The 24,930-nt window shown below is 47.9% G+C and carries 22 protein-coding genes and 1 pseudogene; 4 read left to right on the forward strand and 19 right to left on the reverse strand.

What is annotated here, in order from left to right; translation table 11 throughout:
• Window positions 1-74 precede the first annotated feature (74 nt).
• The 3 genes from ARB69_RS14380 to ARB69_RS14390 form a co-directional block, all read right to left on the reverse strand.
• Entirely contained in the window at window positions 75-908 is an 834-nt protein-coding gene (locus ARB69_RS14380) for a carbohydrate ABC transporter permease (RefSeq protein WP_055153865.1), read from the reverse strand.
• Window positions 908-1,783 (reverse strand): carbohydrate ABC transporter permease, encoded by an 876-nt coding sequence (locus tag ARB69_RS14385; RefSeq protein ID WP_055153867.1) that lies wholly within the window; start codon window positions 1,781-1,783, stop codon window positions 908-910. The genes ARB69_RS14380 and ARB69_RS14385 overlap by 1 nt, the downstream gene beginning before the upstream one ends.
• Window positions 1,784-2,026: 243 nt before the next feature.
• Window positions 2,027-2,821, reverse strand: coding sequence for a nitroreductase family protein (locus tag ARB69_RS14390; protein WP_055153869.1), 795 nt, complete (start codon window positions 2,819-2,821; stop codon window positions 2,027-2,029).
• Window positions 2,822-3,209: 388 nt separating this feature from the next.
• Here ARB69_RS14390 and ARB69_RS14395 point away from each other — a divergent pair, with 388 nt between their 5' ends.
• A complete protein-coding gene (locus ARB69_RS14395) occupies window positions 3,210-3,395 on the forward strand; it encodes a ferredoxin (protein WP_050641638.1) in 186 nt (61 codons plus the stop codon).
• Window positions 3,396-4,252: 857 nt separating this feature from the next.
• Here the strand turns inward: ARB69_RS14395 and ARB69_RS14400 are convergent.
• The 7 genes from ARB69_RS14400 to ARB69_RS28120 form a co-directional block, all read right to left on the reverse strand.
• Window positions 4,253-5,194, reverse strand: a complete 942-nt coding sequence (locus ARB69_RS14400) for an ABC transporter permease (RefSeq protein WP_055153871.1) — start codon at window positions 5,192-5,194, stop codon at window positions 4,253-4,255.
• Entirely contained in the window at window positions 5,187-6,710 is a 1,524-nt protein-coding gene (locus ARB69_RS14405) for a sugar ABC transporter ATP-binding protein (protein ID WP_055153873.1), read from the reverse strand. Before ARB69_RS14405 ends, ARB69_RS14400 begins: the two co-directional genes overlap by 8 nt.
• A gap of 97 nt (window positions 6,711-6,807) precedes the next feature.
• The gene (locus ARB69_RS14410) at window positions 6,808-7,815 is read right to left on the reverse strand and encodes a sugar ABC transporter substrate-binding protein (RefSeq protein ID WP_050641641.1); all 1,008 of its coding nucleotides are present in this window, start codon (window positions 7,813-7,815) and stop codon (window positions 6,808-6,810) included.
• Window positions 7,816-7,880: 65 nt separating this feature from the next.
• Complete coding sequence (locus ARB69_RS14415; protein ID WP_055153875.1) at window positions 7,881-9,113, reverse strand: anhydro-N-acetylmuramic acid kinase; 1,233 nt, start codon at window positions 9,111-9,113, stop codon at window positions 7,881-7,883.
• Between the two features lie 55 nt (window positions 9,114-9,168).
• Complete coding sequence (locus tag ARB69_RS14420; RefSeq protein ID WP_055153877.1) at window positions 9,169-10,188, reverse strand: LacI family DNA-binding transcriptional regulator; 1,020 nt, start codon at window positions 10,186-10,188, stop codon at window positions 9,169-9,171.
• 184 nt (window positions 10,189-10,372) lie between these two features.
• Window positions 10,373-11,587, reverse strand: coding sequence for a GGDEF domain-containing phosphodiesterase (locus ARB69_RS28115; RefSeq protein WP_330377687.1), 1,215 nt, complete (start codon window positions 11,585-11,587; stop codon window positions 10,373-10,375).
• Window positions 11,569-12,660: a cache domain-containing protein gene (locus tag ARB69_RS28120; RefSeq protein WP_330377688.1), complete on the reverse strand. Its 1,092-nt coding sequence runs from the start codon at window positions 12,658-12,660 to the stop codon at window positions 11,569-11,571. Before ARB69_RS28120 ends, ARB69_RS28115 begins: the two co-directional genes overlap by 19 nt.
• A 169-nt stretch (window positions 12,661-12,829) precedes the next feature.
• Between ARB69_RS28120 and ARB69_RS14430 the strand changes: the two genes are divergently transcribed.
• Window positions 12,830-14,311 carry a GntR family transcriptional regulator gene (locus tag ARB69_RS14430; protein WP_055153879.1) on the forward strand — a complete coding sequence of 494 codons (1,482 nt, stop codon included), beginning with the start codon at window positions 12,830-12,832 and terminating at the stop codon, window positions 14,309-14,311.
• 54 nt (window positions 14,312-14,365) lie between these two features.
• On the opposite strand, the gene ARB69_RS14435 is transcribed toward ARB69_RS14430, so the two are convergent.
• The 6 genes from ARB69_RS14435 to ARB69_RS14460 form a co-directional block, all read right to left on the reverse strand.
• Window positions 14,366-15,592, reverse strand: a complete 1,227-nt coding sequence (locus ARB69_RS14435) for an NAD(P)/FAD-dependent oxidoreductase (RefSeq protein WP_050641646.1) — start codon at window positions 15,590-15,592, stop codon at window positions 14,366-14,368.
• Window positions 15,593-15,595: 3 nt separating this feature from the next.
• A complete protein-coding gene (locus tag ARB69_RS14440; protein WP_055153881.1) occupies window positions 15,596-16,042 on the reverse strand; it encodes a 4Fe-4S dicluster domain-containing protein in 447 nt (148 codons plus the stop codon).
• A gap of 17 nt (window positions 16,043-16,059) precedes the next feature.
• Complete coding sequence (gene cooS, locus ARB69_RS14445) at window positions 16,060-17,943, reverse strand: anaerobic carbon-monoxide dehydrogenase catalytic subunit (protein ID WP_050641648.1); 1,884 nt, start codon at window positions 17,941-17,943, stop codon at window positions 16,060-16,062.
• Window positions 17,944-18,062: 119 nt separating this feature from the next.
• On the reverse strand, window positions 18,063-18,452 hold the full coding sequence (locus tag ARB69_RS14450; RefSeq protein WP_050641649.1) for an RrF2 family transcriptional regulator: 390 nt from the start codon (window positions 18,450-18,452) through the stop codon (window positions 18,063-18,065).
• Between the two features lie 238 nt (window positions 18,453-18,690).
• The gene (locus tag ARB69_RS14455) at window positions 18,691-19,587 is read right to left on the reverse strand and encodes a helix-turn-helix transcriptional regulator (RefSeq protein ID WP_055153883.1); all 897 of its coding nucleotides are present in this window, start codon (window positions 19,585-19,587) and stop codon (window positions 18,691-18,693) included.
• 258 nt (window positions 19,588-19,845) lie between these two features.
• Window positions 19,846-20,880, reverse strand: coding sequence for a cell wall hydrolase (locus tag ARB69_RS14460; protein ID WP_055153885.1), 1,035 nt, complete (start codon window positions 20,878-20,880; stop codon window positions 19,846-19,848).
• Window positions 20,881-21,191: 311 nt separating this feature from the next.
• Between ARB69_RS14460 and ARB69_RS14465 the strand changes: the two genes are divergently transcribed.
• Window positions 21,192-21,953: a 4Fe-4S binding protein gene (locus tag ARB69_RS14465; RefSeq protein WP_055153887.1), complete on the forward strand. Its 762-nt coding sequence runs from the start codon at window positions 21,192-21,194 to the stop codon at window positions 21,951-21,953.
• 127 nt (window positions 21,954-22,080) lie between these two features.
• Here the strand turns inward: ARB69_RS14465 and ARB69_RS14470 are convergent, their stop codons facing one another.
• Both ARB69_RS14470 and ARB69_RS27730 read right to left on the reverse strand, forming a co-directional pair.
• Window positions 22,081-22,869: an aspartate/glutamate racemase family protein gene (locus tag ARB69_RS14470; protein WP_050641653.1), complete on the reverse strand. Its 789-nt coding sequence runs from the start codon at window positions 22,867-22,869 to the stop codon at window positions 22,081-22,083.
• Window positions 22,870-22,913: 44 nt separating this feature from the next.
• A pseudogene (locus ARB69_RS27730) lies at window positions 22,914-23,375 on the reverse strand (trimethylamine methyltransferase family protein).
• Window positions 23,376-23,404: 29 nt separating this feature from the next.
• Between ARB69_RS27730 and ARB69_RS14485 the strand changes: the two are divergent.
• On the forward strand, window positions 23,405-23,797 hold the full coding sequence (locus ARB69_RS14485; protein WP_055153893.1) for an L-serine ammonia-lyase, iron-sulfur-dependent, subunit alpha: 393 nt from the start codon (window positions 23,405-23,407) through the stop codon (window positions 23,795-23,797).
• 108 nt (window positions 23,798-23,905) lie between these two features.
• Here ARB69_RS14485 and ARB69_RS14490 read toward each other — a convergent pair whose 3' ends face one another.
• Window positions 23,906-24,928 carry a uroporphyrinogen decarboxylase family protein gene (locus tag ARB69_RS14490; protein WP_055153895.1) on the reverse strand — a complete coding sequence of 341 codons (1,023 nt, stop codon included), beginning with the start codon at window positions 24,926-24,928 and terminating at the stop codon, window positions 23,906-23,908.
• Window positions 24,929-24,930 lie beyond the last annotated feature (2 nt).

Raw genomic sequence — 24,930 nt, forward strand, 5'->3', positions numbered from 1 at the left:
GCTAACGGTGGCTCGCTACACCTTGCCGTATGGGATTTCCACCCACTAAACCAACCGCCCTTTTCTGGACGCGCTTACCCTTTTACCGCGCCCACCGTCAGTCCGCCCACAAACTGCTTCTGCAGGAAAGCGTAGGCAAGCAGCATCGGTAGAGCGCTCAGGAAACATGCGGCAAACAGCATGGTCCACTGCGTCGGCTTCTGCATATCCCCGAGGAAAGACAGCATCACCAGTGGCAGCGTCTTTTTCGTGGATGAGGATAAAAACAGCATAGATAAGAAAAAGTCATTCCAGATCGGCACACCCTGGGTAATAATAATGGATGCCAATACCGGTTTGGTCAGCGGTATCACGATCTTAAAGAATGTTCCAAGCCTGCCCGCCCCATCGATTCTGGCGGCTTCCTCCAGTGCTATAGGCACTCCCGATTTCACGAAATTTGTATAAACAAAGATGGAAAACGGTATCGAAATGGTAACGTACATTACAATCGGTGCTATATAGCTGTTGTTAATTTTAAAATAGCGCATGATATTATAAATCGGTATAATGGACATCTGCGCGGAAATCATCATCCCTGCAAGGAAGAAGATCTGCAGGAACCCTCCTATTCTCGTCTTAAGGCGTGCCAGTGCATATCCCGCCAGAGCCGCCACTACAAGCAGGATTGCCACGCTGCTGAAGGTCGTAATCACGCTGTTCTTCAGGGAACGGAAATAATGCATCTTCTCAAAGGCTTCTTTGTAACTCTCCAGAGAGAACTCATTAAACAGCTGTAAGAAAGACGTTCCATTATCCGGTGAACGAAAAGACCCGGACAGTGCTATTAAAAGCGGAGACAACATAATGGCAAAGAATATTACTATGATTATGCTGAATATAATTTCTTTTTTTACTGACTTTTTCATTATGCTTCCACCTCCCTCTTCTTAAAGAAAAACAGAACCACGCACGATATAACCAGAATCAGGACAAAGGCCGAGGCCGCCAGCGCTTCCGCCAGGCCGTACTGGTATTCCACAAATGCCAGTTTGTAGACACTGTACATCAAAGTGCTCGTCGATGAGCCCGGTCCGCCTCCCGTCAATGTAAATACATAGTCGAAAGATTTAAATCCATTGATTAGCCCAAGCATCACATTAACAGCAATCGTATTCGCCAGCATGGGGATCTTCACACGGAACATTTCCTGATGCCATTTGCATCCGTCGATCTTACAGGACTCAATCACTTCACCCGGAAGGTTCTGAAGTCCCGCCAGATAGATCAGGGTCATGGTTCCGGAAGTCTTCCACTGTTCCACAAATGCACAGGCAATCAACGCCGTCTTTGTACTTCCCAGCAGATTTGGCGCTGCTTCCGCTGCTCCGAAGATATCAAAAACATTGTAAATCATTCCATAATATGGCGCGTAAACATAACTCCATATAAAAGCCACAACCACCGTACTAAATAGCGCGGGTATGTAGAACACCGTCCGGAAAGCCCCCTTCATACGCATCTTCATGTTCAGAATAAATGCCAGCGTCAACGCCAGGACGTTGCCAAACACCACCGTAAAAATCGTATAAACCCCCGTATTTTTCAACGTATTGATCAGCGTTCCGTCTTTTAATAGGTACTTAAAATTCTTCAGTCCCACAAAATTGTAATCCCCCACACCGGACCAATCCGTAAGTCCGTAAAAAAATGACATCAGAACCGGCAGTACCCAGAAAATCACGTACAATAAAAGTGCCGGTATAAGAAAATAGTATAAAGTTCTGTTTGTTTTTCTTTTCACCTCTTGAAACCCCTTCCTATATGAAATTTGGCCCGCATTTCATATGAACTTGTCATTTGCAGTAGCCTTTTGTAAGATAATCCTAGCATAGGGGAAGTAACTTTTTCTTTTCAAGTAAGTAACTTTTTGTGGAAGAGGGGGGACGCCTGTCCAAAGAGGGAGCTGTACCGCTGCGGGGGAGACAAAAACGGCAGGAGATTCCGGGATGCGGAGGTCTCCTGCCATTCTTTTGTGTTTGATGAGTTATTTTATTATGATATGTCCGTCAAGCCTTGGTGCGGTTCTTCTGTATGTAACTGCGGGATAGCCCAGGAGCATGCAGCCTGCTACTCCTTTTTCTTCGATTCCAAGCCATTTTTTCAGAATCGGGCTTGTGCTGATTACGCGCATCATGTAACCGCTGTAAAGGGCGCCCAGACCATGGGCAACGGCCATGTTCTCGATGTTGGCGGCAGCCAGGCCTCCGTCCAGCGGGTGGTTGTCCGCTGATATTACCAGGAAGGCCGGGGTGTTGTAAAAGAAATTATCGTCCGTGGAATCCGCTTTCCACTTTTCGTAAAAACGTTCAAAGATTCCGGCATACCGGGGCACATCTTTTTGCAATGTACGGATAATATCCGGCATATTTTTCCATACCAATGTCTTGAATTCCTCTAACTGATCCTGTATAAAGATAAATGTGCATGCCTGTTTATTTCTTGCTGTAGCAGTATAACGGCCAGCATTCAGGATATCCTCCACCTTTTCCCGTTCGATTTTTTCCGGCCTGAAATTGCGGATGCTTCTCCTGAATTTGATTGCATGCAGCATATTTTCAGGATTCACATCAAATGTCTTTGGCACATAATCCTCCACATCGTCCATATCATATTCCGGTATCGCAGCAGCGCGAACCGGACAGACCGCCACACAGTGTCCGCACTGGAAGCACGGTCCCGAAACGTCTGCTTTTCCTTCTATAATATGCAGCACATTCACCGGGCAGTCAGCCGCACATTCCCCGCACCCAATACACAAATCACGATTTATTTTTACCATATTTTATCTCCTTTCATCCTTTTATTTTCTTGTATTATACACCAAATAAAAACTAGTACATCAAATAATAAGTAATTTGCTGTTAAACTGAGATAAATTTTCGAGAGTGCTGCTTCACAAACGTAGGCGTAGCGGGCTACGCTGAGGCTTGTGGAGTAGTGCTATCGGAAATTTAGGTCAGTTTAACAGTAAGTTAATTATTATTCGAGGTACTAGACACCATCCCGGACGGTATCCAAAAACCGCACTTTTCTGTAATAATTTTCCTGCAAACACTGTATTACTTCCAATAACAGGGCAATACTATATTCATGCACGTCCGCTGGACTACCCCACCATTATTCCAGAGGGCGCCATGCAGACTGACAATGAAAGGAGCCTTATTTACATGAAAGCAGAAATTGACAGAGAAGGATGTATATCATGCGGACTCTGCGCCGCTACCTGCCCGGAGGTATTCCGCATGGCAGATGACGACCTGGCAGAAGTCTATAGCGAAATAACCCCGGAAACAGAAGATACCGCAGAAGAAGCGGCAGAAAACTGCCCCGTCAGCGTTATCAAGGTTGATTAGGGGGGAGGTTGTTTTGGCAGGGGGGACGCTGTGCGGAATTGGAACAGGCATCTCCTGGATACGGAATTAGGGCATAAGCGCCGCTAATCAAAATCGGAGCCGGCATGGTGAACACCGCAGACACTCACGAGAATTCTGATGAATTCTCGCTGCGGGTCTGCTTGCCTTCAGGCCTTGTAGGCCTGAAGGAAGTTCACATGCCAGCTCCGATTTTGATGAAGCGGCGCTAATGCCCTAAAAGACGCATCCAGGAGATGCCTGTTCCAATTCCGCACAGCTGGACTCATCCAGTCAGAAGTCAAAAACTCCCTCACGTGAGGAATCAAGGCGGGAGCAGCGTATGAAACAGTACTGGTGATACAAAGGTTGCTCCAGAACAATCCCTTTCGTAATAACAGACACTGCCTTTAAGTCAGAACATTAAATTAACCTGTTTATAATCTCATCCCGGCCCAGCCAGTTCCCATCCGCCTCACCCGTCGGAATCCCCACCGAGGCAGTATCGTGACCGTCTTGATGCGCCCAGCCTGCCGGAAGGTGGATGCTCCGATGCCGTCCGGGGAGGCTTATGCTGATTTTGGAAGCCTTTAGCGTGCCGTACAATTTCTTACTGCGAAAAAGCCGCATCTTATGGAGGAAAACTGATTCCGAATCAGTTTTCCAGAGCGTCTGAGCTTAGAAAGCATCGGCTTTCTAAGTGAATACGCTCGGTTCCATAAGATGCGGCTTTTTCGCAGTTAGAAATTGTAGGCTAAGCGGCCGGTTTCCAAAATCAGCATAAGCCTCCCCGGACGGCATCGGAGCATCCACCTTCCGGCAGGCGCCCCTCATCCGCTCCCCCACTGCCCCAAAAATTCCTACTTCTTGCTATGTGTATCTGCAAGTACAGATATTACGATTATGACTCCCTTGAACACCTGCTGCCAATATGTATTCATTCCCACCAGTGTCATTCCATTTGTCAGAACGGTAAGCAGAAGTACTCCCACGATTGTCCCCATGACTTTTCCCCGTCCGCCGGACATGCTTGTTCCCCCGACTACGGCTGCCGTGATGCAGTCCATCTCGAAGTTCAGGCCGGCTGAGGGCTGTCCGGAACCGAGGCGGGTGGTGATGATCAGACCTGCTATGGCGGTCAGGACTCCCATGATCATATAGACAAGGATTTTTACTTTTTCTACTGCGATTCCTGACCAGCGGCTTGCCTCCATATTTCCGCCTACGGAGTAGATGTAGCGTCCGAAACGGGTCTTCGATGTCAGAATGACGCCGAATATGATAACGATTACCATAATGATGACGGGGACGGGAATTCCAGCGATGTATCCGGTTCCTATCATCGTAAAACTTTCATTGCTCCATACTACGGAATTACCGCCGGTGACGATGTAGGCCAGGCCCCGCAGTACGGTCATGCTTGCAAGGGATGCGATGAATCCCGGCAGCTTTCCTATTGCGCAGAGCACTCCGTTAACGGTTCCGATTACCGCGCCAACTGCAATTGCCGTAATCACGGAAAAGAATACATTGTCCGTATTCTTGCAGACTACGGCTCCTACCAGGCCTGCGGCACATACGAGGGAACCTGCCGATAGGTCAATCTCACCTATGATGATAACCATGGTCATCCCCACCGCCGCGATCGCCGTATAGGAAGCCTGCCTCAGAATATTAGATATATTGTTGGCGGACAGAAACTGTGAGTTCATGATCGTCCAGATCATACATAATACGATTACTACGCCAACTAAAAGCAGTTCCCTGAAGGATCTGAGATTTATCTTTTTTGTTTTATTCATTTTCCATACCTCCGCCAAATGCAGCCTGCATTATGCTATTCTTTGAAACTTCCTCCGCAGCGATTTCGCCGGAAATGCTGCCCTCATGCATGACGATAATCCTGTCGCTTACCTGCATGACTTCTGCGATTTCCGATGAAATCATGATGATGCTTTTTCCTGACTGGGTCAGCTTACGCATCAATGCATAGATCTCACTCTTTGCGCCGATGTCAATTCCTCTTGTGGGCTCATCCATAATCAGGATATCCGGCGTCATGGCCAGCCACTTTGCAATCACCACTTTCTGCTGGTTGCCTCCGCTCAGCTCTTTGACCTCCTGCTCCTCGTTTCTCAGGGATATGCCAAGATCGCTGATGTAGTTTCCCGTGATCTGCTTAAGCACCCGGCGATTCAGCCAGAAGCTTTTCAGCTGTCCAAGCTTGGAGATGAGCATATTATCCCGGATACTCATTCCCAGGATGAGGCCCAGCCCCTTTCTGTCCTCGGGGACAAGGCCGATTCCTGCGCCGATTGCATCCTTTGGAGAAGAGACGCAGACTTTTCCCCCTTTTATATATATTTCACCTTCCCCAATGGGGTCAATGCCAAACAGCTTCCTCATCAATTCCGTTCTCCCCGCGCCTACCAGGCCAAAGAATCCCAGAATCTCCTTTTCATAGAGCTTAAAACTAACCGGGCTGCTTTTGGGATATACCTGCACGTTCTTCACTTCCATGATTACATGCTCCCGATTCACAAATTCACTTCCGCATGCCTTGCGCCCATCTAACTCATGCCCTATCATCATTTTAATCAGGTCGGGTTCTGTCACCCGCTTTGTCTCTACCGTATCTATGTATGTACCATTTCGAAAAACCGTAATACGATCGGATAGCTGGAACACCTCTTCCATTCTGTGGGAAATGTATACGATGCACACGCCCTGTTTTCTCAGATCCTCTATGATCTGGAACAGCACCTGAGATTCCTTTTCCGACAGACTGGCCGTAGGTTCGTCAAACACCACCACTCTGGCCTGAAAGGACAATGCCTTCGCAATCTCCACGCACTGCATCTGTCCGCAGCTCAGCTCGGATACCGGGGTGCCCGGATCGATGTCCAGGTTTACCTTTTGAAGTTCTGCCTTTGCCTTTTTATTCAGTGTGTCCCTGTCCAGCAGCCTGCTTTTTCCGACCGGCTCTCTGCCGATGAAAATATTTTCTGCTATATTCATATTTTCCAAGAGGTTCAGTTCCTGAAAAACCATGCTTAATCCTGCTTTCTGTGCCATTAGCGGTGATTTCATCTCTGCCTCTTCCATCTGTCCGTTTTCTTCGTTCAAAAGATACATGCTGCCTTCGTCTTTTGAGTATACCCCTGTCATGATTTTCATCAAAGTAGATTTCCCTGCCCCATTCTCTCCCATGAGTGCATGGACTTCTCCTTTTCGCAGCTCGATCTGTACATGATCCAGTGCCTTAATTCCTGCAAATGCCTTCGATATTCCTTCCATTTTTACTATTACATCGGACATATCTTCACCTCTTCATTTATGATAGGAACCATCCACATACGCAGATGGTTCCAATTCAGGTACGCCAGGGCGTACCTGCGGCTTTCAAGGTTAATACTTATTCTACCTCAACGCCATATCCTTTTTCTCTGTCGATAAATTCCTGGATATTGTCTTTGTCCATGTACTCAACAGGAACTTCAATAAATTTCTCAACGTCTTTTCCTTCACACCATGCCAATGCCTGTTCTACAGCCTTGTATCCCATCTGATATGGATCCTGTGATACGCCTACTGCCACTTTCCCGTCCCGGATAGCCGCCATATTCTCGGATGTTGCATCCACAGTGGTAATCAATAGGTCTTTCAGATTCGCGGAGGTAGCCGCGCTTAAGATTGCCATACCTGAATTTTCATTAATTCCTACAAACGCATCGATGTCCGGATTTGCCTGCAGAATATTCTCTGCGGAAGCCAGGGCCGTATCTCTTGCATGCGCAGTCTGCTGCTCTGCCACAATTTCAATCCCGCTCTCTTTGATTACTTCCATGAAACCTTCGGTCCTGTCCTTCAATGAGCTGACCGTAATCCCATCGATGATAGCGATTTTCCCTTTGCCGTCGAGTTTTTCTATTACGTATTCTGCCAGCATTTTTCCGATTTCTTTATTATCGGAGGCAACGAATGCAAGGGAACCTTCGCAGTCCACATCCATTGTAAATACGCCGACGCCTCCATTCACGGCATCGCTGACGGCATTGACCACGCCCTCCGAATCATAAGGGTTCAGCAGGATTGCATCGCATCCCATAGTCACCAGGTTCTCGAGCTGGGAATTCTGCGTTTCCAGAGAACTGTCGGCTGACAGGACGTTACATTTTTTCACGTTGTAATCTTCACATGCCTTCTCAATCCCCTTTTGCATTGCTACGAAGAAGGGGTGCACATTCTGTCCGAATGAAACTCCAAGTGTGATTTCTTCCGCTGACTTTCCTTCCTCTGTTTTTGCCTGCCCGGAATCTGCGGCCGGTTCAGAAGCTTCTTTCCCTGGTCCCTCACTTGTACATGCAGCCAGTGTGACTGCCATCATTGCTGCGCAAAGCAGAGCTGCTATTCTTTTTTTCATAATCTATTCCCTCCATTATAACTGGCATTTTATATGTTTTCATGGTATATTTATATCGTATTCAATTAGATCTGCGGGCCGCCTGCTATATTGCGGGGAGCCAGAGCAATCTTGCCAAGGATTGAGTACTGTGACGCATGACCTGCTGCTGGAATATTTCCCGGTATCCGGTGGATAGTTGAATAAGCGATGGTCGCAAACTTAATCGCTTCTTTATATTCCGGCGGGATGCCGATTTCAGCAGAGGTCGTCACTTTGATATTTCCCGGAATTCGTTCCCGGATCTCTTTCATAATCTGAGGATTCTTTACTCCCCCGCCGCTTGCATACAGCTTGTCCGTCTTCTCTATGATCTCCGAAGGTATATTGTCAATCATACTTTTCGCAACAGCCTCCCCTGTAAATGCGCATGACGTTGCAAGAATATCTTCCGCCGGCAGATGTCCGAATTTGTCCAAAACACTGTCTATGTACTGTTCGTTGTAATCTCCTACCCATCCTGATCTTGGTACCGGCCTGTCCCAGAACGGATGCTGCATAAAGAAGTCCAGCATCTCTTCATTGATGTTTCCTCTGGAGGCAAGCTCACCGTCTTTGTCGTAATCCTTCCCGGTCAGTTTCTTGCACAGGTAGTTGGATACCGCATTCCCCGGACCAGTGTCAAATCCAAACATGTCTCTTCTGTCTTTACCTGCCACATGCAGGTTTGCAATTCCGCCGATATTCAGCGTCATGACCGGCTTCTCCTCGTTCCGGAATAAAATGTAATCCAGATATGGCATCAACGGAGCCGCCGCACCTCCCCATACGTGATCTGCGGGACGGAAATGTGTCACCGTGTCAATATTCGTCAGGTTTGCGATTACAGAGCTCTCGCCCATCTGAAGTCCGGCCGGATACGGCCCGTCCAGCCATCTGTGGAGCCAATCCCCCTTTTCCTCCTCAGACATGGACGCGATCTTCGCGTGGTCAGGCTGCTCCTGGTATATGGTCTGTGTATCCAGCCCCAGCACTTTGATATCCAGCGGATTGATATGATTCTCTTTCATAAACTGTACTGCTTTTTCAGCAAATACTGCTCCGCAGATATAATTGAGCCTGTTGATCCCCACCATATCCACGCGGTTCTCAAAGGCATCCCTCACGATCGGCGTTACCTCCTCGGGCCAGTCGTAGGAACCTCCGCAGATAAAGCGGGGCGCTTTGGGAAAACCATCGCTGTCCATCTCGATCTCTGCCAGAATCACGTCGATTCCGTCAAAGGACGAACCACTGTTCATACCCATAATTAAATCCATTTTGTTCCCTCCTTGAATTGATATTTATAGAACACCCTCCGGTGCTGCTACCAGTTTAGTCGGCTTTTCTGCAGGATTTCCGAAATACAATGGAGGCCTCCAGTACCTCTCGTTTCTCCCCCTGCTCTCCGGGGGCTTTTTCTTTTTGTGCGATCAGCTCCTGCACCGCTGCCTTTCCGATCGCTTCGATGGGCTGAACCACGGTTGTAATATCCAGCAATTCATTTAGTTCTTCATCATCCCATACGAGAAGCGAAATATCCTGGGGAATGTGCATCTTTCTTTTCTTCAGTTCCATGAGCACACCGATGCACAGGCTGTTATTCAGCACATAAAGAGCTGTGGGGCCTTCCACGTCCAGCAGCTCCGCCGTCTTCTCCCGGATCTTTTCCTTATCATTATGTGCGGCAAACATCACCAGGTCTTCCCGGTATTCGGCGCCGTACTCTTCCAGTGCTTTTTTATAGCCTTTGATTCTTTCATTTACAGTAGAATAATCGTCAGTTGCGAGCACCCCGATCTTTCTGTGTCCCAATTCCAGAAGATACCTGGCCGCCTGACAGGATGCCTCCGCGTTATTGCTCTGAATTACCCTGGAATCCAGTCCGCGGATTCTTCTGTCCACAAACACAACCGGTACGCTGCCCTGATACAGTTCTCTGTATTGTTCCCGGATCTCCTCTTCCCTTTTTACCGTAGACATCAGGATCACGCCGTCCACCTGTCTGCCATACATGTTCTGGAGATGCCCGATTTCCTGCGCCACATTCTCATGGGTGTTGCAGACAATGACATTGTACCCCTGCTTTTGTGCTTCTTTTTCAACTGCATAGATCAGTTTATTGCAGTAATTATTTTTAATGCTGCCCAGTATTACGGCAATTGTCTTTGTGCTCTGGCCCCTTAGTCCCTGCGCTACCAGATTGGGCCTGTAGTTTAAAGCTTCCACAGCCTGCATGACTTTTTCCCTGCTCTTTTCCGATACGTTGCCGTAACCGCCGACCACACGCCCCGCCGTTGCTCTGGACACGCCTGCCAGCTTCGCCACATCTGTAATCGTAATATTCTGTTCCATCCTTCCACCTCCGCTCTCACATTTTTGAGAACGATCTCATTTCTGTGAATTTAAAAACTTGAGAACGTTCTCAAGTTGTAACTGTATTATACTCACACCATTTTCTATTTGTCAATTGCTTTTGGTCAACATGCTTTATTTTATTAGTTTTCACTAATTATTGTTAGCTATTTTTATCAGTATTTCACAAAGTTTTATTTTCATATCGCTGAAACCATTTCCCAAATTCTTCCGCTGGCAAAGGCCTGGAAATCACGTATCCCTGCACCATATCGCAGTGAAGTGAGCGCAGATATTCCAGCTGTGCAGTATCTTCAATCCCCTCCGCCACCGTTTTCACATGCAGCCTTTTGGCTAGTTCAAGCAGGCAGGCAATTACAGCCTTTGCCTTGTCACTGGACATATCCAGGAAGAACAGGCGGTCCAGCTTGATCACGTCCACATCAAATTCTTTCAACAGCCCAAGTGAAGAGAATCCGGAACCGAAATCATCCAGGGAGCAGCTGAAGCCGTGCTCATGCATCTGGCGTATCACATTTATAACCCTGCTGATCTGTCCGTCGTCAAAGAAAATAGATTCCGTGAGTTCGAATTCGATCATCTCATGTGCAATGCCATATTTATCTGCAGTTTCAATAAAAGGCTCCAAACATTGGCTGCCCTGAAAATGGAGCCTGGAAAGATTCACCGAAACCGGCACCGGATTCTTCCCCTCTGCGGTCCATTGCTTCAGCAATTTACAGACTTCTTCAAACATATACAGATCCAGCTGGCAGATCCTGCCATTTTTTTCAAACAGCGGGATGAAGTCCGATGGAAAAATCATCCCCTTCTTTGGATGGTTCCAGCGCACCAGAGCCTCTGCGCCCTCAATCCGTCCGCTTTCAAGCCCTGCTTTGGGTTGAAGATACACCTGAAAATCATGATTGATCAAGGACTCTTGAAACAAAGCGTTCAGCTCCTGCTCTCTCTTCACCTGTTTTACAATAGCGCCGCTGTAAAACGCACAGACATTCTCCGATCCCTGCTCTGCATATTGATATGCCAGGCGGGCACGGTCCTGCAGAATCGTAATATCCATGAACGGATCGTCTAACATACAGGCACCCTGCTGAAAGATCAGCTCGCAGTGCGGTACATCTGTGTCTTTAAAGGAATGAATATCTTCGAGTATTTTATCAAGCCGCATTTGTACATCTTCACGACGGCTTTCTTTCAGGCAGAGCGTAAAGTGATCGGATCCGCTTCTGGCGGCAAACTCATTCTTATGCCTGTCAATGTTCCTGTCCAGAACCCGATATATATAACGGAGTATCTCGTCCGCCTCTTCACTGCCATAACGCTCGTTAATCAATTTAAATCCCTTCACGTTCAGCTGCACTAAGTAGTAATCAGACAACCTATGTCCGGCCCTATTTCGGTAAATTTCAAGCGAAGAGCCGCCTGATTCATGCCGCCGGTCACTTCATCCATAAATGCAAAACGCTCCAGCTTCCTTCTGCTCTCATGAAACAGACGGTAAACATTCAGCAAAAGCACGAAACAGGCGGCGGCGACAAACCCCAGGATCAGAAATGAACGGAATACATACCGGTCCAGCCCCTCTGATATGATGTCTGCCGGTATCAGCGTGAGAAGAAACCAGTCGTTTATATTCAGAGAATTGTATGACAGATACAGCTCCTCTTGCTTGATGGACGTAAATTCCAGCATCCCGTTTTTACCGCTCTTTAAATCGGCCTTCATCTCGTAAATATCATCGACAACCTCGGAGTCCCTGTCGTTTTTGAAGATATCATCCAGCTGCATAAAGGTCTCTACATCAGTTGGGGAGAGAATCACCTCCCCGCTGCTGTCGATAATGCAGCTAAGACTGTTTCCGCTAAAGCTTTTGGAGGCAATCATTTCCTGCATCTTTTCCTTATTCCTGATGCCTACTGCCACTTCCTGTATCTCTTGATTGATGGTAACCGGCACCGTATAGATGATCTCCTGTCCGCCAAGGTAACTTGCCCCTGCCTTGCCTTCAAATGCTTCCTTTACGACAGGAAGGCGGCTGAGCCGTTTCTCTTCCTGCTCATTGAGACTGCGGCTCTGGCTGGATGAGACCAGTTTTCCCTCATTGCCAATGACAAAAAGAGAAGAAAATTCGAGTATGTCCGCCTTTCTCTTTAAAAGTTCCGGCAATTTTGCAATCCCGGCATCCTCCTGCAGCCTGGCTGCGGAATCTGCGACTGCTTTCAGATCCTCCATTCTATGATTCATGGTATCGCTAATTTCTCTTGTTGTCTGTATGGTTACATCGTATAGATACTGCTTCGTACTGCGGTCCAATACGCTCCTCAGATCTGCTGCATTCCATATGGAAATAAGTAATGTAATGATAACAACAGCAGAGATAAAAACGATCTGGACTCCTCTTAACATCAACGGCCGCCGATAATTCGGAACAGCTTTCACTTTTTTCTTCATGGCAAATGCTCCTGTTTACAAAAATAAATATTTGTACCTTTGTTATTCATTTTACTATGAAGCATTTTTACCGTGCAAACCAATATTTGTGTACGTATACAGATAGTGGCTTTAAGAAATAATATGATTTATGATATACTGTTGCAAAAATTAAAAAGGAGTCCCGGCTATGGAGCAGAAAAAGACGTTATATGATTACTTATATCAGAACCTAAGGGAGCAGATACTGACAGGTATCCTGACTTACGGCGCTCATATTCCTTCCATAACGCAGCTCTGCGATATATACAATGTCGGCGTAAGAACCGCAAAAGATGTGGTCAAGGCCCTGAAGAAGGAGGGGCTGATCCATACAGAGCAAAGGCGCCCGTCTATTGTGATATACCGTCATCCGCAGGCCGCCACAGACAATCCCATCTATGCTATCCTGGGACAGCGCAGCTCTATTCTCACGGTTTATCAAACCATGTCCATACTGATGCCGCTGCTTCTTTCATTTTCAGCCAGCCTGTGCAGCCCCCGGAAACTGGAGCAGTGCTTCTGGCCGCTTATCCATGAGCGTCGTGAGAAGCGGGAATTGTGGCAGAGCCATTCGGACTTTCTCCATGGTCTGCTGGCAGCTTCGCACCACCTGCTATTCAGAGATCTGTACACCAGTCTCGAAATCTATGCACAGGTTCCCTTCTTCTGGGAGCACAGGGCAGAATTCCCAACCACCCCTGCATATGAGGCCTGCAGACGCAAATTCTGGGACATAGAAACTTTAAAAACCAGAAATCACGAAGAAATATGCCGTCATTTTACCCATTCCTACCGGCTGTCGGCAGAGATCATCAGCCAGTACCTTGACCAGCTTGCCAGAGAATATCCGATGGTTTCGGACCACAGTGAGGATATCTACACATGGCGTGCCGAGCTTGGCAGGGACCACTATTATATGCAGATTGTCCGGGATCTGATTGACAAAATCGGCCTGGGGACATACAAAGACGGGGATTATCTGCCCTCCAAAAAAGTGCTTGCAGACCAGTACGGCGCTTCCCGCTCCACAATCCGCAAAGCCATTGCCACCCTGAACCAGCTTGGTTTCGGACAGACATTCACCCCCAAAGGCACCCGTGTCATACTTGCTACGGATGAGGCGACTTATGCCTGTATGAAAACAAAAATGTACAAACGAGATACCCTGCTCTACTTAAGCGGCCTGCAGTTCATGGCCCTCGCCGCGCCATCCGCCGCAGCCCTGGCATTTCCCAACATTACGCCCTCTGTACAGGACCGTATGCGCAGCAGGTTCCGTGAGCCAGGGGCGATTCCCCTGGACATTATCATGGACGAGGTGATAAGCCTGCTGCCTCTTCGTCCCCACAGAATTATTCTGCAGGAAGTCCGCAGCATCCTCCACTGGGGCTATTATTTTTCCTTTTATCCTGAGGGAAATCAATTATCCAATCCGTTAAACCAGATGGGATTAAAAGCATTTGAAGGCCTGGAGGCCCAGGACTGCGAGGCCTTCTCTATGCATCTTGCCCAATGTTACTGCCATGTCCTGAATGTGGTCCGGGAATTCATGGTCACGTGCGGACTGCCGGAGGCCGCAGAGATTGTAACACCCAAAAAACGGTTTTTGCAGTGCACCATATATAAATGAAAGATACAAAATCAAGGCTGATGGACGGTTCCTCCCGTCCATCAGCCTTATCTTCTATATACCTGCCCAGAGGTACTTTCCGCGTTCTCCAACCTGATAGAAATCCCCATAGTTAATATGGAATACATCTTTTTCTATTCCGCTTATATCCGCCTTATTCTTGATCAGATACTGCCAGATTCCCGCGTTGGAGATGTCCCCCTGAAGGAGAATCCCCTCTATTTTGCCATCCCGCAGAATCACTCTGTTATAATGCCCGCGGTCTTCTCTGACCTGAACTTCGTCTCCCTCTTCTGCACGGATTTTCCCGATGCAGAGCGTGACAAGCCCAAAGAAATTGATTGTATTTTTAGCCGCATATGTATCCGTATATTCTGTTTCAATGCCGCACATATTTTTTCCGGCTATACGCCCCTGGTCCGCCGCATTTGGCCAGATTCCTGAGAGACCCGTCATGTCTCCTGCCGCATAGACATCCGCCGCAGTGGTCTGCAGATAGCTGTCTACCACGATCCCCCGTTCACAGGCAATGCCGCTGCCTTCCAGATATGCTGTACATGGGCGCACACCCGCCGCAGCAATAATCATGTCGCAGGCCACTTCTTCCCCGTTATCGAGTGTCACCTTATGAATCCTGCCATCGGCTTCACATACAGCCTGGTCCGCCTTTCTTCCAAGGAGAAAACGTACCCCTGCCTTTTCAAATAATTCCTGATAAGCAGCCGCCCCGTGTTCATCCAGCTGAACCGGCAGGATCTGAGGCGCCATCTCTACGATGGTCACTTTCTTTCCCAGTTCCAGAAGTCCATATGCTGCATCCAGGCCTACCAGGCCGGAACCGATAATCAGGATTTCCTGCGCCTGCGCCGCTTCCCTCACAATCGCCCGCGCATCCGGCAGATCTCTGAGCCCGAATACATTGGACGCTTTTCTGAGTTCCCCGACAGGAGGAATCAGGCTGTTCGCCCCGGTTGCAAGCAAAAGTTTGTCGTAACGGACGGTTTCTCCGTTATCCAGAACGGCTTCCTTTTGGTTCGGACAGACTTTGGACAGCCTCACGCCGCTCATCCAACGGACGTTGTATTTGGCAAAGAAGTCTTCCTCTGTAAAATCCAGACCCTTCTCGTCTCTTTCCCCGGCAATATATTTATGCAGCATACAGCGGGAATGAATCTGTGTGTCTGCAGAAATCATGACAATCTCCGCTGATTCTTCCTGCGCTCTTATGACCTTTGCAGCTTCTACGCCTGCAACTCCGGCGCCGATTATTACATACTTCATCCGCTATACCTCCTCCACATAAATCGCCTTCGTTGGACAGGCCGCCACACAGGATGGCTCGCCCCCTGCATTTACACAGAAATCGCACTTGATGACTTTGCTGTTCGTAACACTGTCAGGCTTCAGTACTCCAAAAGGACAGTTCATCACGCACATGAAACAGGAACCGCAACGGTCCTCGTCATAGAACACATGACCGCTTTCGGGATCTTTTCTGAGCGCACCACTCATACAGGATTTGACGCACTCCGGGTTGTCACAGTGACGGCAGAACAGCGGTTTATATCTTCCTTTGGAATCCTTCAATATAAAGTTTCTGGACTCATTTTCCGGGTCTGTCAGATTCAAGTCATAGACCGTACCCTCGCCTTCTCTGTGAGCCTGCATGCAGGCTACGGAGCAGTTCTTACATCCATCGCATTTTTCATACTCAATCATGATACGCTTCATAAAATAAGGCTCCTCTCTTAAATATTCAGTCCCTGGCGTTTTTCCAGTACAATCTTCTCTAAAATGTCTGCGGATTCTTTTGCATCTCCGTTGATGATGACCTGTCCTCCGGTCAGAGTCTTCATATCTTCTGTCAGTACCTGAACCGCTACCGGGCTTCCGGTTACAAACGGCGGCAGTCCCAGATGAAGCGGAAGTCCTAAAGCCAGGCCGTAGCATCCGTCTGCCAGCGCCTGTTCTTCCAGCCACTGTGCCGCAGAAAGCACAAGCGGAAGCTGAGGCAGGTCGACTCCCAGTGCCTCTGCCAGCTCGGTTGCCACGATTTCCAGACGTCCGATTGCCAGACACGGTCCAAAGTTCAGCACCGGCGGAATTCCCAGTGATTCACAGACTGCACGCAGTTTCGGGCCTGCATATTTGGCTGCTTCCGGTGTCATCAGCCCGCAGTTTTCGATACCGCCTGAAGAACATCCTGCAGTCAGTACGATGATATCTCTTGAAATCAGTTCTTTTACCAGGTCGACTGTAAGTATGTCATGGCCTCCTGCAGTCAGGTTTGAACATCCGACTACTCCTGCAACTCCCTTGATATCGCCTGATACGATCAGATCGATCAATGGTTTCCAGCTTCCGCCGAGGAATTTTTTCAGGGAAACTTCGCTGACTCCGGTCAGTGTATTCTCGTAACCGTGTTCTTCCATCAGATTCATAGGCACATTGCCTCTGCGTGCACTGTAAGCCTCGATTACTTCGTCAATAATCTCTTCCGTAACAGCCGGACGGTTTTCAAAATCAAATTCTTTTAATTCCGCATTGGCTTTTTTCGCTATATTATCAATGCAGATCTGCTTAATCTGCAGTTCATCACAGATCGGCTCGATTCCCGGCAGAGTACAGTTAAACTCTGAGATAACGGCATCAATTCCTCCGGTTGCCAGAATAGCTTCACTTGTGAAGTTATTGCCGGCATGGCCGTCAAAGATCTCCGTGTAGTGTGCGCCCCTCAGCTGCAGATCCTGCCCCACGCAGGTACATCCAACCAGCTTGAATCCTTTTGCGCCGGCTTTTTTTGCTTTTGCAATCACGTCCTCATCGGTCAGCCTGTTCTGCAGGAAGGTAAACATGGAGTGCTGATGTCCGGTAATCATGATATTGATATAATCCGGGTCAATGACTCTAAGCCCCACAGGTGCAAAACGGATTTCCGGTTCTCCGAGCACAATATCGTTGAGTAAATTCGTAAGCACAAGCCCGTACATTCCTGTGGATATCCCCAGCTTGAGACAGTCAAGGAGCATATTGACAGGGTCGGAATTCAGATTGGTTGAACATTTTACGACTCCGTGGAACACTTCAGACTTCGCGCCTCCGGGAAGAATTCCCAGCTCTTTCCATTTCTCAAAGCGTGGTTTATATGCCATCTTCTCTGTAAGCTGCATCTTTTCATACTCCGGCAGGTATAGATCTCTCAGAACCGCGTCTGCGACTGCTTCTGCCTTTTTATGTACGTCTGTCTCCTCAATGCCGAAAAGGGTAGCCAGACGGTCCAGTGTCTCAACACCTTTGATCTCGCCTTTGCTCTTTGCCACATTCTTCACGTTCAGAGCTGTATTCTCCACCACATGGATGTAGCAGCCGGAACCGGAAGCTACGGCCCTTAAAAGATTTCTCGTTACGATCGTATCTGCGTTCGCTCCGCAGATTCCGCGCGGCGCTTTTGGTGTAATACGGCAGGGGCCGTTCGCACACAGGCGGCAGCACACACCCTGCAGTCCGAAGCCACACTTTGTGCTCTGTGCATCCACTCTGTGATGGGATGTCTCCACGGGCAGTTTTGCAATAAAGTCCTCCAGCGGCTTGTCAGCACTTTTGCAGGTATTGCATCCATAACATTGATTCATAATCTTTTCCTCCTTAATACATGACTATTTTAGTCTAGTTTTGTTTTATAAAAAAATCCCTTTCCTTCTGAAAGGAATATTTTTCAGAGTATATCTAAAGATTCTAGTTACCTGATATATCAGAATAAATCATACAATGTGGTTGATTTGAGCGCATCAACAAGTACTTTCTGCACTTTTCTCAGTTCCGCATGTACTCTGCAGGCATCTCCGCCTGTATTCCTGCTGCATGACTGGCTCATACACGGCGTAATCATAGGTTCCTCATCCACTGCTGTCACTACATCATAGAGCGTAAGGGCTTTCAATTCCACTGCCAGCCGACACCCTCCGGCCACGCCCCGTTCCACGATAATATATCCGGCCCTCTGCAGCTTGCCGATAATCTTGTATGCAAATGACTCCGGCACTTCCTCCGCCTGGCATATATCCTTCACTGTATGCTTCTCCTTATCCTTCAGAGAACGCATAATACGAATCGCATAATCAGCTTCCTTTGTGATAAGCATTGCAACACCTCTTTTCTATAGTGATAGACTAACATACTGGAGTAAAAAAGTCAAGTTTAAAATTAAAGAAAAAAGCGGCCAGGCCCACTTCAACTCCCCCTCACTCATGAGGGGCTTGCACACTTTGGCGCCGCCGCAATGCCGCCTTGCGGCTATTTACCTTATCGCGCCGTGTGCATCCCCCGGAGGGTTGCAATGCCGGCTTTCCTCTTTACTCCTGATATCCGCAGCAGCATCCTCAGATTTTTACTGCGGGAACGGAAAGTTTTGCCCCCATATCTGTATCAGCTCCAAAATTAAAGCTGGGCGCTTTATCATAAGCCATCCTGTAGCCGTATACTTCAGGATGATATCTTTCCACCGCCGCATATGCACTCTCGATTGCCGCGCAGAAGTCTTCCTCATCCTCATATGGCTCCGTCTGGAAATACAGCATAACACATGGCTCCAGCACTGCGGTTTTATACTCCGCAGGCAGCGGTTTGTTAAAGTCCAGGGGAACTTCTATTCCAGCCGCCATTTTCGAAAAGCCTTCCTCTACCAAAAAACCGGGCAGTTCCATCAGGGCGGCTGTATCGAATTTCTCTCCGATGCTGTTTAACAGCCCTTCCCACTCACATCCCATTTCTTCGCAGTAAGAAAAATAGTCTTCTGCGCTTCGGGAGGGAAGCCAGATCAATTTCCTTTGGGGCCTTTCTTTCGCAGTTATCATGCACAGACTCAGATCTTTACTCATAATTGTTTCCTCCATATATTTCAGTAATGCATAGTAATGATTAACCGGGTATTGGACAAACAGAGGAATCGGGATCAATCTTTCCCTGTATTCAGAGGGAGTTACGTGAAAACGCCTGCTGAAAGAGCGGGTAAAGCCTTCATGTGAGGAGAAATGGCTGTTCAGCGCAACCTGAAGCACACTGTTACCTGTGCCTGCCAGTTCGTTGGCGCTCTCGGTCAGACATACCGCATTCACATATTCCTGCAGCGTCCTGCCTGTCTGATGCTTGAAAATACGGTCGGCATGGCGCCTGGAATATCCGGCTGCCCTGCATACCTTTTCCACGGTAAAGCCGTCCTCCTGAAAATGTTCCTTTATATAATCCTGCATGCTTCTTACTGCCTCAATTTCATCCATACTATGCTGTATCCTTTACTTCATTATCATACTGTGTCTATAAGGAATCTGTCTTGATAAATCCGGACATGATTTTTACTTAAAAAGCCCTATTCAGTTCTTTCTATAAATATTATAACCGGCAGCTGTCCATTAAAACGCCTTACTCAAAATAATATCTGCTGCCTCCACATATGCCCGCTAAATCTTTTGAGCATAAAAATACCTCAAAGCCTTCTTGATGGCTCTGAGGCATCTCTTTTCTATATTCAGTTGTATTTACCAGCTCCGGAAGAATAAGTTATTGCCGATATTCACCCCGGGCCTGTCCGTTGATCCGGCATAGAGGAAATAATAACAATCCGCCACCGCTGCCAGCCTGACTCCGCTCAGCGCTTCTTTTGCCACCTGACAGGAAAGCGCCCTCGGCCCCCTGGACAGGGCCGCATCCAGGCTCCCCTTAGTTACCGGTTCAAACTGATTGGATGCATAAACTACTTCTGTAATGCTATTGGGGAAGCGGGGATCATTCACCCGGTTCAGAATCACCGTGGCAACCGCCAGCAATGAATTGTAATCCTGATACGCTTCACACTCTATAATCGCCGCCAGCAGCCTTTCCTCATCCTCGGATACCTGAAGCGCCTCCGCACGCACGGTTGATCCGTCCGTACCGCTCGGGTACCCCAGTGCCGCCGTCTCCTGGGCGCGCACCTGCTGAAGCCTTACTGTATATGCCTCCAGATCCGTTGACGTAGCTTCCGCTTTCATCCTCAGCTCATCCTGCTGCGCCGTCAGCCTGCCCTGGAGATCGCCCAACGCCTTCTGCTGGTTCTGCAGTGTCTCCTGCTTTGTGGCAATGTCTTCCCTGACTGCGCTTAAGGATTCCAGCATCTCTCTGTCATAATCACTGATATTCTGGATAAATTCCGCTTTGTTCAGGAAGTCGGTCATGCTCTCTGCTGAGAAAAGCAATTCCAACAAGGACGCATTGCCTGTCTCATATAAATACTTAATGCGCGCTTTCATATCCTCGTACTGCTGTTCCTCGTTGGCTTTCGCACTAGAAAGAGCTTCTTCCGTACGGAGGATCTCGCCTGACATAATGGCTGACTGCATCTCGATGGACTGAATCTCATCGCTGATCGACAGCATCTCCTGGTTGATCCCCTCCAGCTCGGTCTGCAGCTCAGCGGTCTTCTGGCTTAAAGATGCGGAATCTTCCGCCCGGACAGGGATCAGAGGACATACCACTGCAAGAGCGCATGCAATTGCAAGTCCCTTATGTAACCTTCGTCTTAAGTACAAATTCATAATCTTAATTCCCTCCTGGAATAGTATCTGTTCAGACATTATACTATATAATGTCTTATTTCGCAATTTAAGATTTTCCACAATCTTCTGCGAGGCGATTCGAATGCAGTGTTTCTGTGGGTTGCTGCCGCAAATTTTTTTCATGTCGGGCGGGATGTTTTAAAGGATTTTGCATATGGAAGTTCCAAAACAATGTTGTTTTGATTATTGGAAAGGTTTATAATAATTAACATACCACAACGTGAAACTAGAATACTATTAAAAAAGACTTTGTAACTATGTAGAGAGATTAGAAAGGAAAGGATACTGTTATGAGTACATATTCTATTTATTTCAGCCCCACACAGGGAACCAAAAAGGTTACAAATGCATTAGCCAGCGCCTTCGAGGACTATAAGGAGATTGAATTATGCAAGGCAGATGACGGCAGCTTGCTGCCTGCATTTACGGAACAGGATGTGTGTATTATTGGAGCTCCTGCTTTTGGGGGAAGAGTGCCGGCGTTTGCAATTGAACAGATTAAAAAGCTGGAGGGCCATCAAGCAAGGGCGGTATTAGCGGCTGTATATGGCAACAGAGCCTATGAAGATACGCTCATCGAATTATACGATACCTTAAAAGAATGCGGTTTTCGATGCGTCGGCGCCGTTGCTGCAATCGCGGAACATTCCATTATGCGCCAGTTTGCTGCAGGCAGGCCCGATGAACAGGACATAGCAGAATTAGAAGAATTTTCAAGAGAGCTTTCCGAAAAATTAGCCGGCCCAAAAGGCGGTGAAGAGATTCAGGTACCGGGAAACCGTCCTTATAAAGTATTCAACGGTTCGCCGATGAAACCTTTCACGACCGAAGCATGCAATAATTGCGGCACATGTGTAAAAGCCTGTCCGGCAGAAGCCATCTCAGCAGAAGCTCCGTATACCACGGATCCGATAAAGTGTTTCTCATGTATGCGCTGTATCCAGGTCTGTCCTGAGAATGCAAGGCAGGTAAACCCGGATATGGTAAATGGGCTCGTACAAAAGATGCAAAAAATGTTGGAAGTACCGAAGAAAAACGAATTATTTATTTAAGCAGTATATAAAATGGCTCCGGGGGCTTTGCCCCTGAGCCATTTTACGAATGCAGCATAGCTGCTTCTGCATCAGATAACACCATGTACTTCTTTTCATATCCCTTTCCTTTTGTCCCTAAGTGTTCTTAAACATGCCCATAGTAATCTCTATGGTTTACAACAGAGTAAGCATAATCCAGCAATGTCCCCCAGCTATATACCGGCAGATCCAGCTCCCGCTGAATTGCTCTGGCAAAAGGCTGCATCCCCGTACATTCCAGCATAATGGCTCCCATATCCGGATGTTTATCCACCAGGTCCCTGCACATGGCAATCATCTGCTTCTCTGCTTTTGAATAATACGCCTCCGGAACCTCCTTGCGCACCTGTGCATTCCAGAGATTATCAAATTCCGTGCAGCCATATTCGTCCTGTGCACCGGCGATAAAATAATTACTGTCCGGGGCAATGCCCACATTTTTCAGATGTGTCTCTGTCAGGAATTTGCCCATAGCGGCAACAATCCCCACGCTTCTATTCTTGCCGATCGTCTGCTGGATCATTGGAACCTGCAGCAGACTTGACATGAATACCGGGATATCCACATAGCCGGCAACCTCCTGCTGGAAATATGCAAAATATCCGCATTCCGCTGCGATTGCGCGGCACCCCATTTTTTCCAGCCGTTTCGCCGCCGCCAATATCGGCTCCCTGCACTGTGTTTTATCTTCCTCCCACACCAGCTTATAAATATCTATATCCTGAACAATGTCATATTGTATAGGATACGGAAAAGCACTCGCGTTTCTGACATCTCCCGGGAACCCCGGATAGACTTCATCCAGAATCATGATCCCAAGCCCCATCCCGTAACAGCTGTGCTGCTTTCTTGCACGTATCAGCTCTATATTTGTATCATGTGGCAAATAGTACATATTTTCCCTCCTATACTTTTAAGTATGAATCCAATCGTTTCAGTTTATCCTCTGGCAATGCACCGCATCCTAAGATAACCGCCGCTTGGGCACATCGTCGGCTTACTGCCATATTTGAGGCATGTTGCAAGCTGATACATCAGTACCTTCTCGCCAGGCACATCAAAGGGGGGGATTACATATGGATTCAGCATCTGAATCGTATCGCTGGTTTGAAGCAGCTTGACGCATTTCACCATATCTTCCAGCTTCGCCTCACGCCGCACATTATTTTCCTGCACATATACCGGGCCGTACGCCGGGCAGAATACAGTCGTTCCTCAGCCCACCTCGACATCATTCTTTCGGTCACTTCCCCGTATTACGAAACGTTCCGGGACAAGCTGAAGTGCCTTGCGCACATCGTCCTCTTTAAAATGTACAATTTTTCCTTCTATATAAAAGCCATTTTCCCGAAAGATATCCAATGCTCTCTCGCTCTCGAAAAGTATTCCCTGCTGTTCCATTGTCTCAATTCACAAGCGCCGAGGAGCTTTTGTCTCTTTGCCAGCAGACGGGCAGACCTTTATGGGAATATGGAATCGATTATGAGATGGCACGAAGCGGCTGGAGCAGAAATGAGGTCATTGATTATATGACCCATGTAATAGAAATCATGGAGCAGAGCGCCAGGAAGGACTTGAAGGGCGATATAGATATGAACGGGATTATCTACCCAACCGCTGGAAAAGTGGAAGCTCACTTGAAGTATAACAAAAAAGCATTGGATATGGAGAAGAAAGTGGAATTGATGCTGACCACCTCGGTTATCGGAATTGTGATGTCCAAAGACTGCAATTACTCAGCGGAATTATACGGCTGCCAGGTGGAACCGGAAGCCGCCTCAGCCATGGCCGCCGCACTGGTTTTCCTGATGGACGGAAGTTAATGAAGCCGCATCCACGTATATAATCAGCTTAAAAGAATTTTACCAGACAGCATGAAGGAAGGATTTCCTAAAAACGAAATCCTTCCTTCATGTTTCTATGCAGCCTTTCTATTCATCGCATTTTCCAAAGTCCCTTCCGGCCTGTACAAAAGCCTTCAGGTTCTCCGGAGGAGTCGTTGCCGTCACCTCGCACCCGCTTCCCAGGATAAAGTTTCCGCCCTTTTTCCCTTCCTGTACAACTTTTGCCGTCTGGTCATAGACCTCCTGCGGTGTTCCGTTCGCCAGCAGCGAGGGATCAATGTTGCCCCTGAGTACCTTATCCGTCTGTGTTTTCAGTCTGCTGACATCACACAAATGGTCAAAGTCAATGATATCGCTGCCGTTTCTTGTAATAAGTTCCACAATCCCATGGATGTCCCCGCAGATATGTGTAATTGCCCTGACCCCGTTTTCATGAATCGCAGATACGAGCCTGGTTTCATACGGCAGCGCAAAATCTTTGTAATTTTGTGCAGAAATCACCGTATTAGAAGCCATTGCATGCCCAAAGGAAATGGCATCCACCCCTGTCTCCGCCAGATATTTCACATAGTTCACCGTATAGGCCAGACACCGTTCCAGCAGTTCATGCACCGTTTCAGGGTCTGTCAGCATCCCTATCAGCAGCTCTTCCATGGGGATCAGCTGACTTGCCACGTTCAGCGGGGCGTTGCACCACGCGGTTACGTAAATCCGGTCCCCAACCTCACTCTTTACAATCTCTGACGCGCGCAGAATTGTTTTCGTCGGCTCAGTATCCCATGGATTCGTTACCCGAACCCGCTCATAATCATCCAGCTCTTCCAGATAATATTCGATCAGCTTGGACGTTTCCTCCTCCGGCCTGATATAGTTACTGCCTATCGCCATGCCTTCATTTGCAATATCCGTGGTAATTCCGACTGCATCCCACTGGTACTTTTCAGCTGCTGCAATAATCGCTTTCGCCATATTTTCCGGATCCGTCATATAATCCCGCATCGTCATTCCCTCCACCGCACGGCACGTTGCGTGGCTGATCTTTGGGAAAATCGGGATGTAATCCGGTTCTTTTCCTTCGAGCACCCTTTCCATTCTTTCTCTTGACAACATAT

This window comes from Faecalicatena contorta, from assembly GCF_001404335.1.
Classification (GTDB): Bacteria; Bacillota; Clostridia; order Lachnospirales; family Lachnospiraceae; genus Faecalicatena; species Faecalicatena contortus_B.

Bases quoted from the DNA above. Each gene is read 5' to 3' on its own strand.
- ARB69_RS14380 (WP_055153865.1), bottom strand. From the start codon at position 908: ATGAAAAAGTCAGTAAAAAAAGAAATTATATTCAGCATAATCATAGTA.
- ARB69_RS14390 (WP_055153869.1), bottom strand. From the start codon at position 2,821: ATGGTAAAAATAAATCGTGATTTGTGTATTGGGTGCGGGGAATGTGCG.
- ARB69_RS14395 (WP_050641638.1), top strand. From the start codon at position 3,210: ATGAAAGCAGAAATTGACAGAGAAGGATGTATATCATGCGGACTCTGC.
- ARB69_RS14400 (WP_055153871.1), bottom strand. From the start codon at position 5,194: ATGAATAAAACAAAAAAGATAAATCTCAGATCCTTCAGGGAACTGCTT.
- ARB69_RS14405 (WP_055153873.1), bottom strand. From the start codon at position 6,710: ATGTCCGATGTAATAGTAAAAATGGAAGGAATATCGAAGGCATTTGCA.
- ARB69_RS14410 (WP_050641641.1), bottom strand. From the start codon at position 7,815: ATGAAAAAAAGAATAGCAGCTCTGCTTTGCGCAGCAATGATGGCAGTC.
- ARB69_RS14415 (WP_055153875.1), bottom strand. From the start codon at position 9,113: ATGGATTTAATTATGGGTATGAACAGTGGTTCGTCCTTTGACGGAATC.
- ARB69_RS14420 (WP_055153877.1), bottom strand. From the start codon at position 10,188: ATGGAACAGAATATTACGATTACAGATGTGGCGAAGCTGGCAGGCGTG.
- ARB69_RS28120 (WP_330377688.1), bottom strand. From the start codon at position 12,660: ATGAAGAAAAAAGTGAAAGCTGTTCCGAATTATCGGCGGCCGTTGATG.
- ARB69_RS14430 (WP_055153879.1), top strand. From the start codon at position 12,830: ATGGAGCAGAAAAAGACGTTATATGATTACTTATATCAGAACCTAAGG.
- ARB69_RS14435 (WP_050641646.1), bottom strand. From the start codon at position 15,592: ATGAAGTATGTAATAATCGGCGCCGGAGTTGCAGGCGTAGAAGCTGCA.
- ARB69_RS14440 (WP_055153881.1), bottom strand. From the start codon at position 16,042: ATGAAGCGTATCATGATTGAGTATGAAAAATGCGATGGATGTAAGAAC.
- cooS (WP_050641648.1), bottom strand. From the start codon at position 17,943: ATGAATCAATGTTATGGATGCAATACCTGCAAAAGTGCTGACAAGCCG.
- ARB69_RS14450 (WP_050641649.1), bottom strand. From the start codon at position 18,452: ATGCTTATCACAAAGGAAGCTGATTATGCGATTCGTATTATGCGTTCT.
- ARB69_RS14455 (WP_055153883.1), bottom strand. From the start codon at position 19,587: ATGGATGAAATTGAGGCAGTAAGAAGCATGCAGGATTATATAAAGGAA.
- ARB69_RS14460 (WP_055153885.1), bottom strand. From the start codon at position 20,880: ATGAATTTGTACTTAAGACGAAGGTTACATAAGGGACTTGCAATTGCA.
- ARB69_RS14465 (WP_055153887.1), top strand. From the start codon at position 21,192: ATGAGTACATATTCTATTTATTTCAGCCCCACACAGGGAACCAAAAAG.
- ARB69_RS14470 (WP_050641653.1), bottom strand. From the start codon at position 22,869: ATGTACTATTTGCCACATGATACAAATATAGAGCTGATACGTGCAAGA.
- ARB69_RS14490 (WP_055153895.1), bottom strand. From the start codon at position 24,928: ATGTTGTCAAGAGAAAGAATGGAAAGGGTGCTCGAAGGAAAAGAACCG.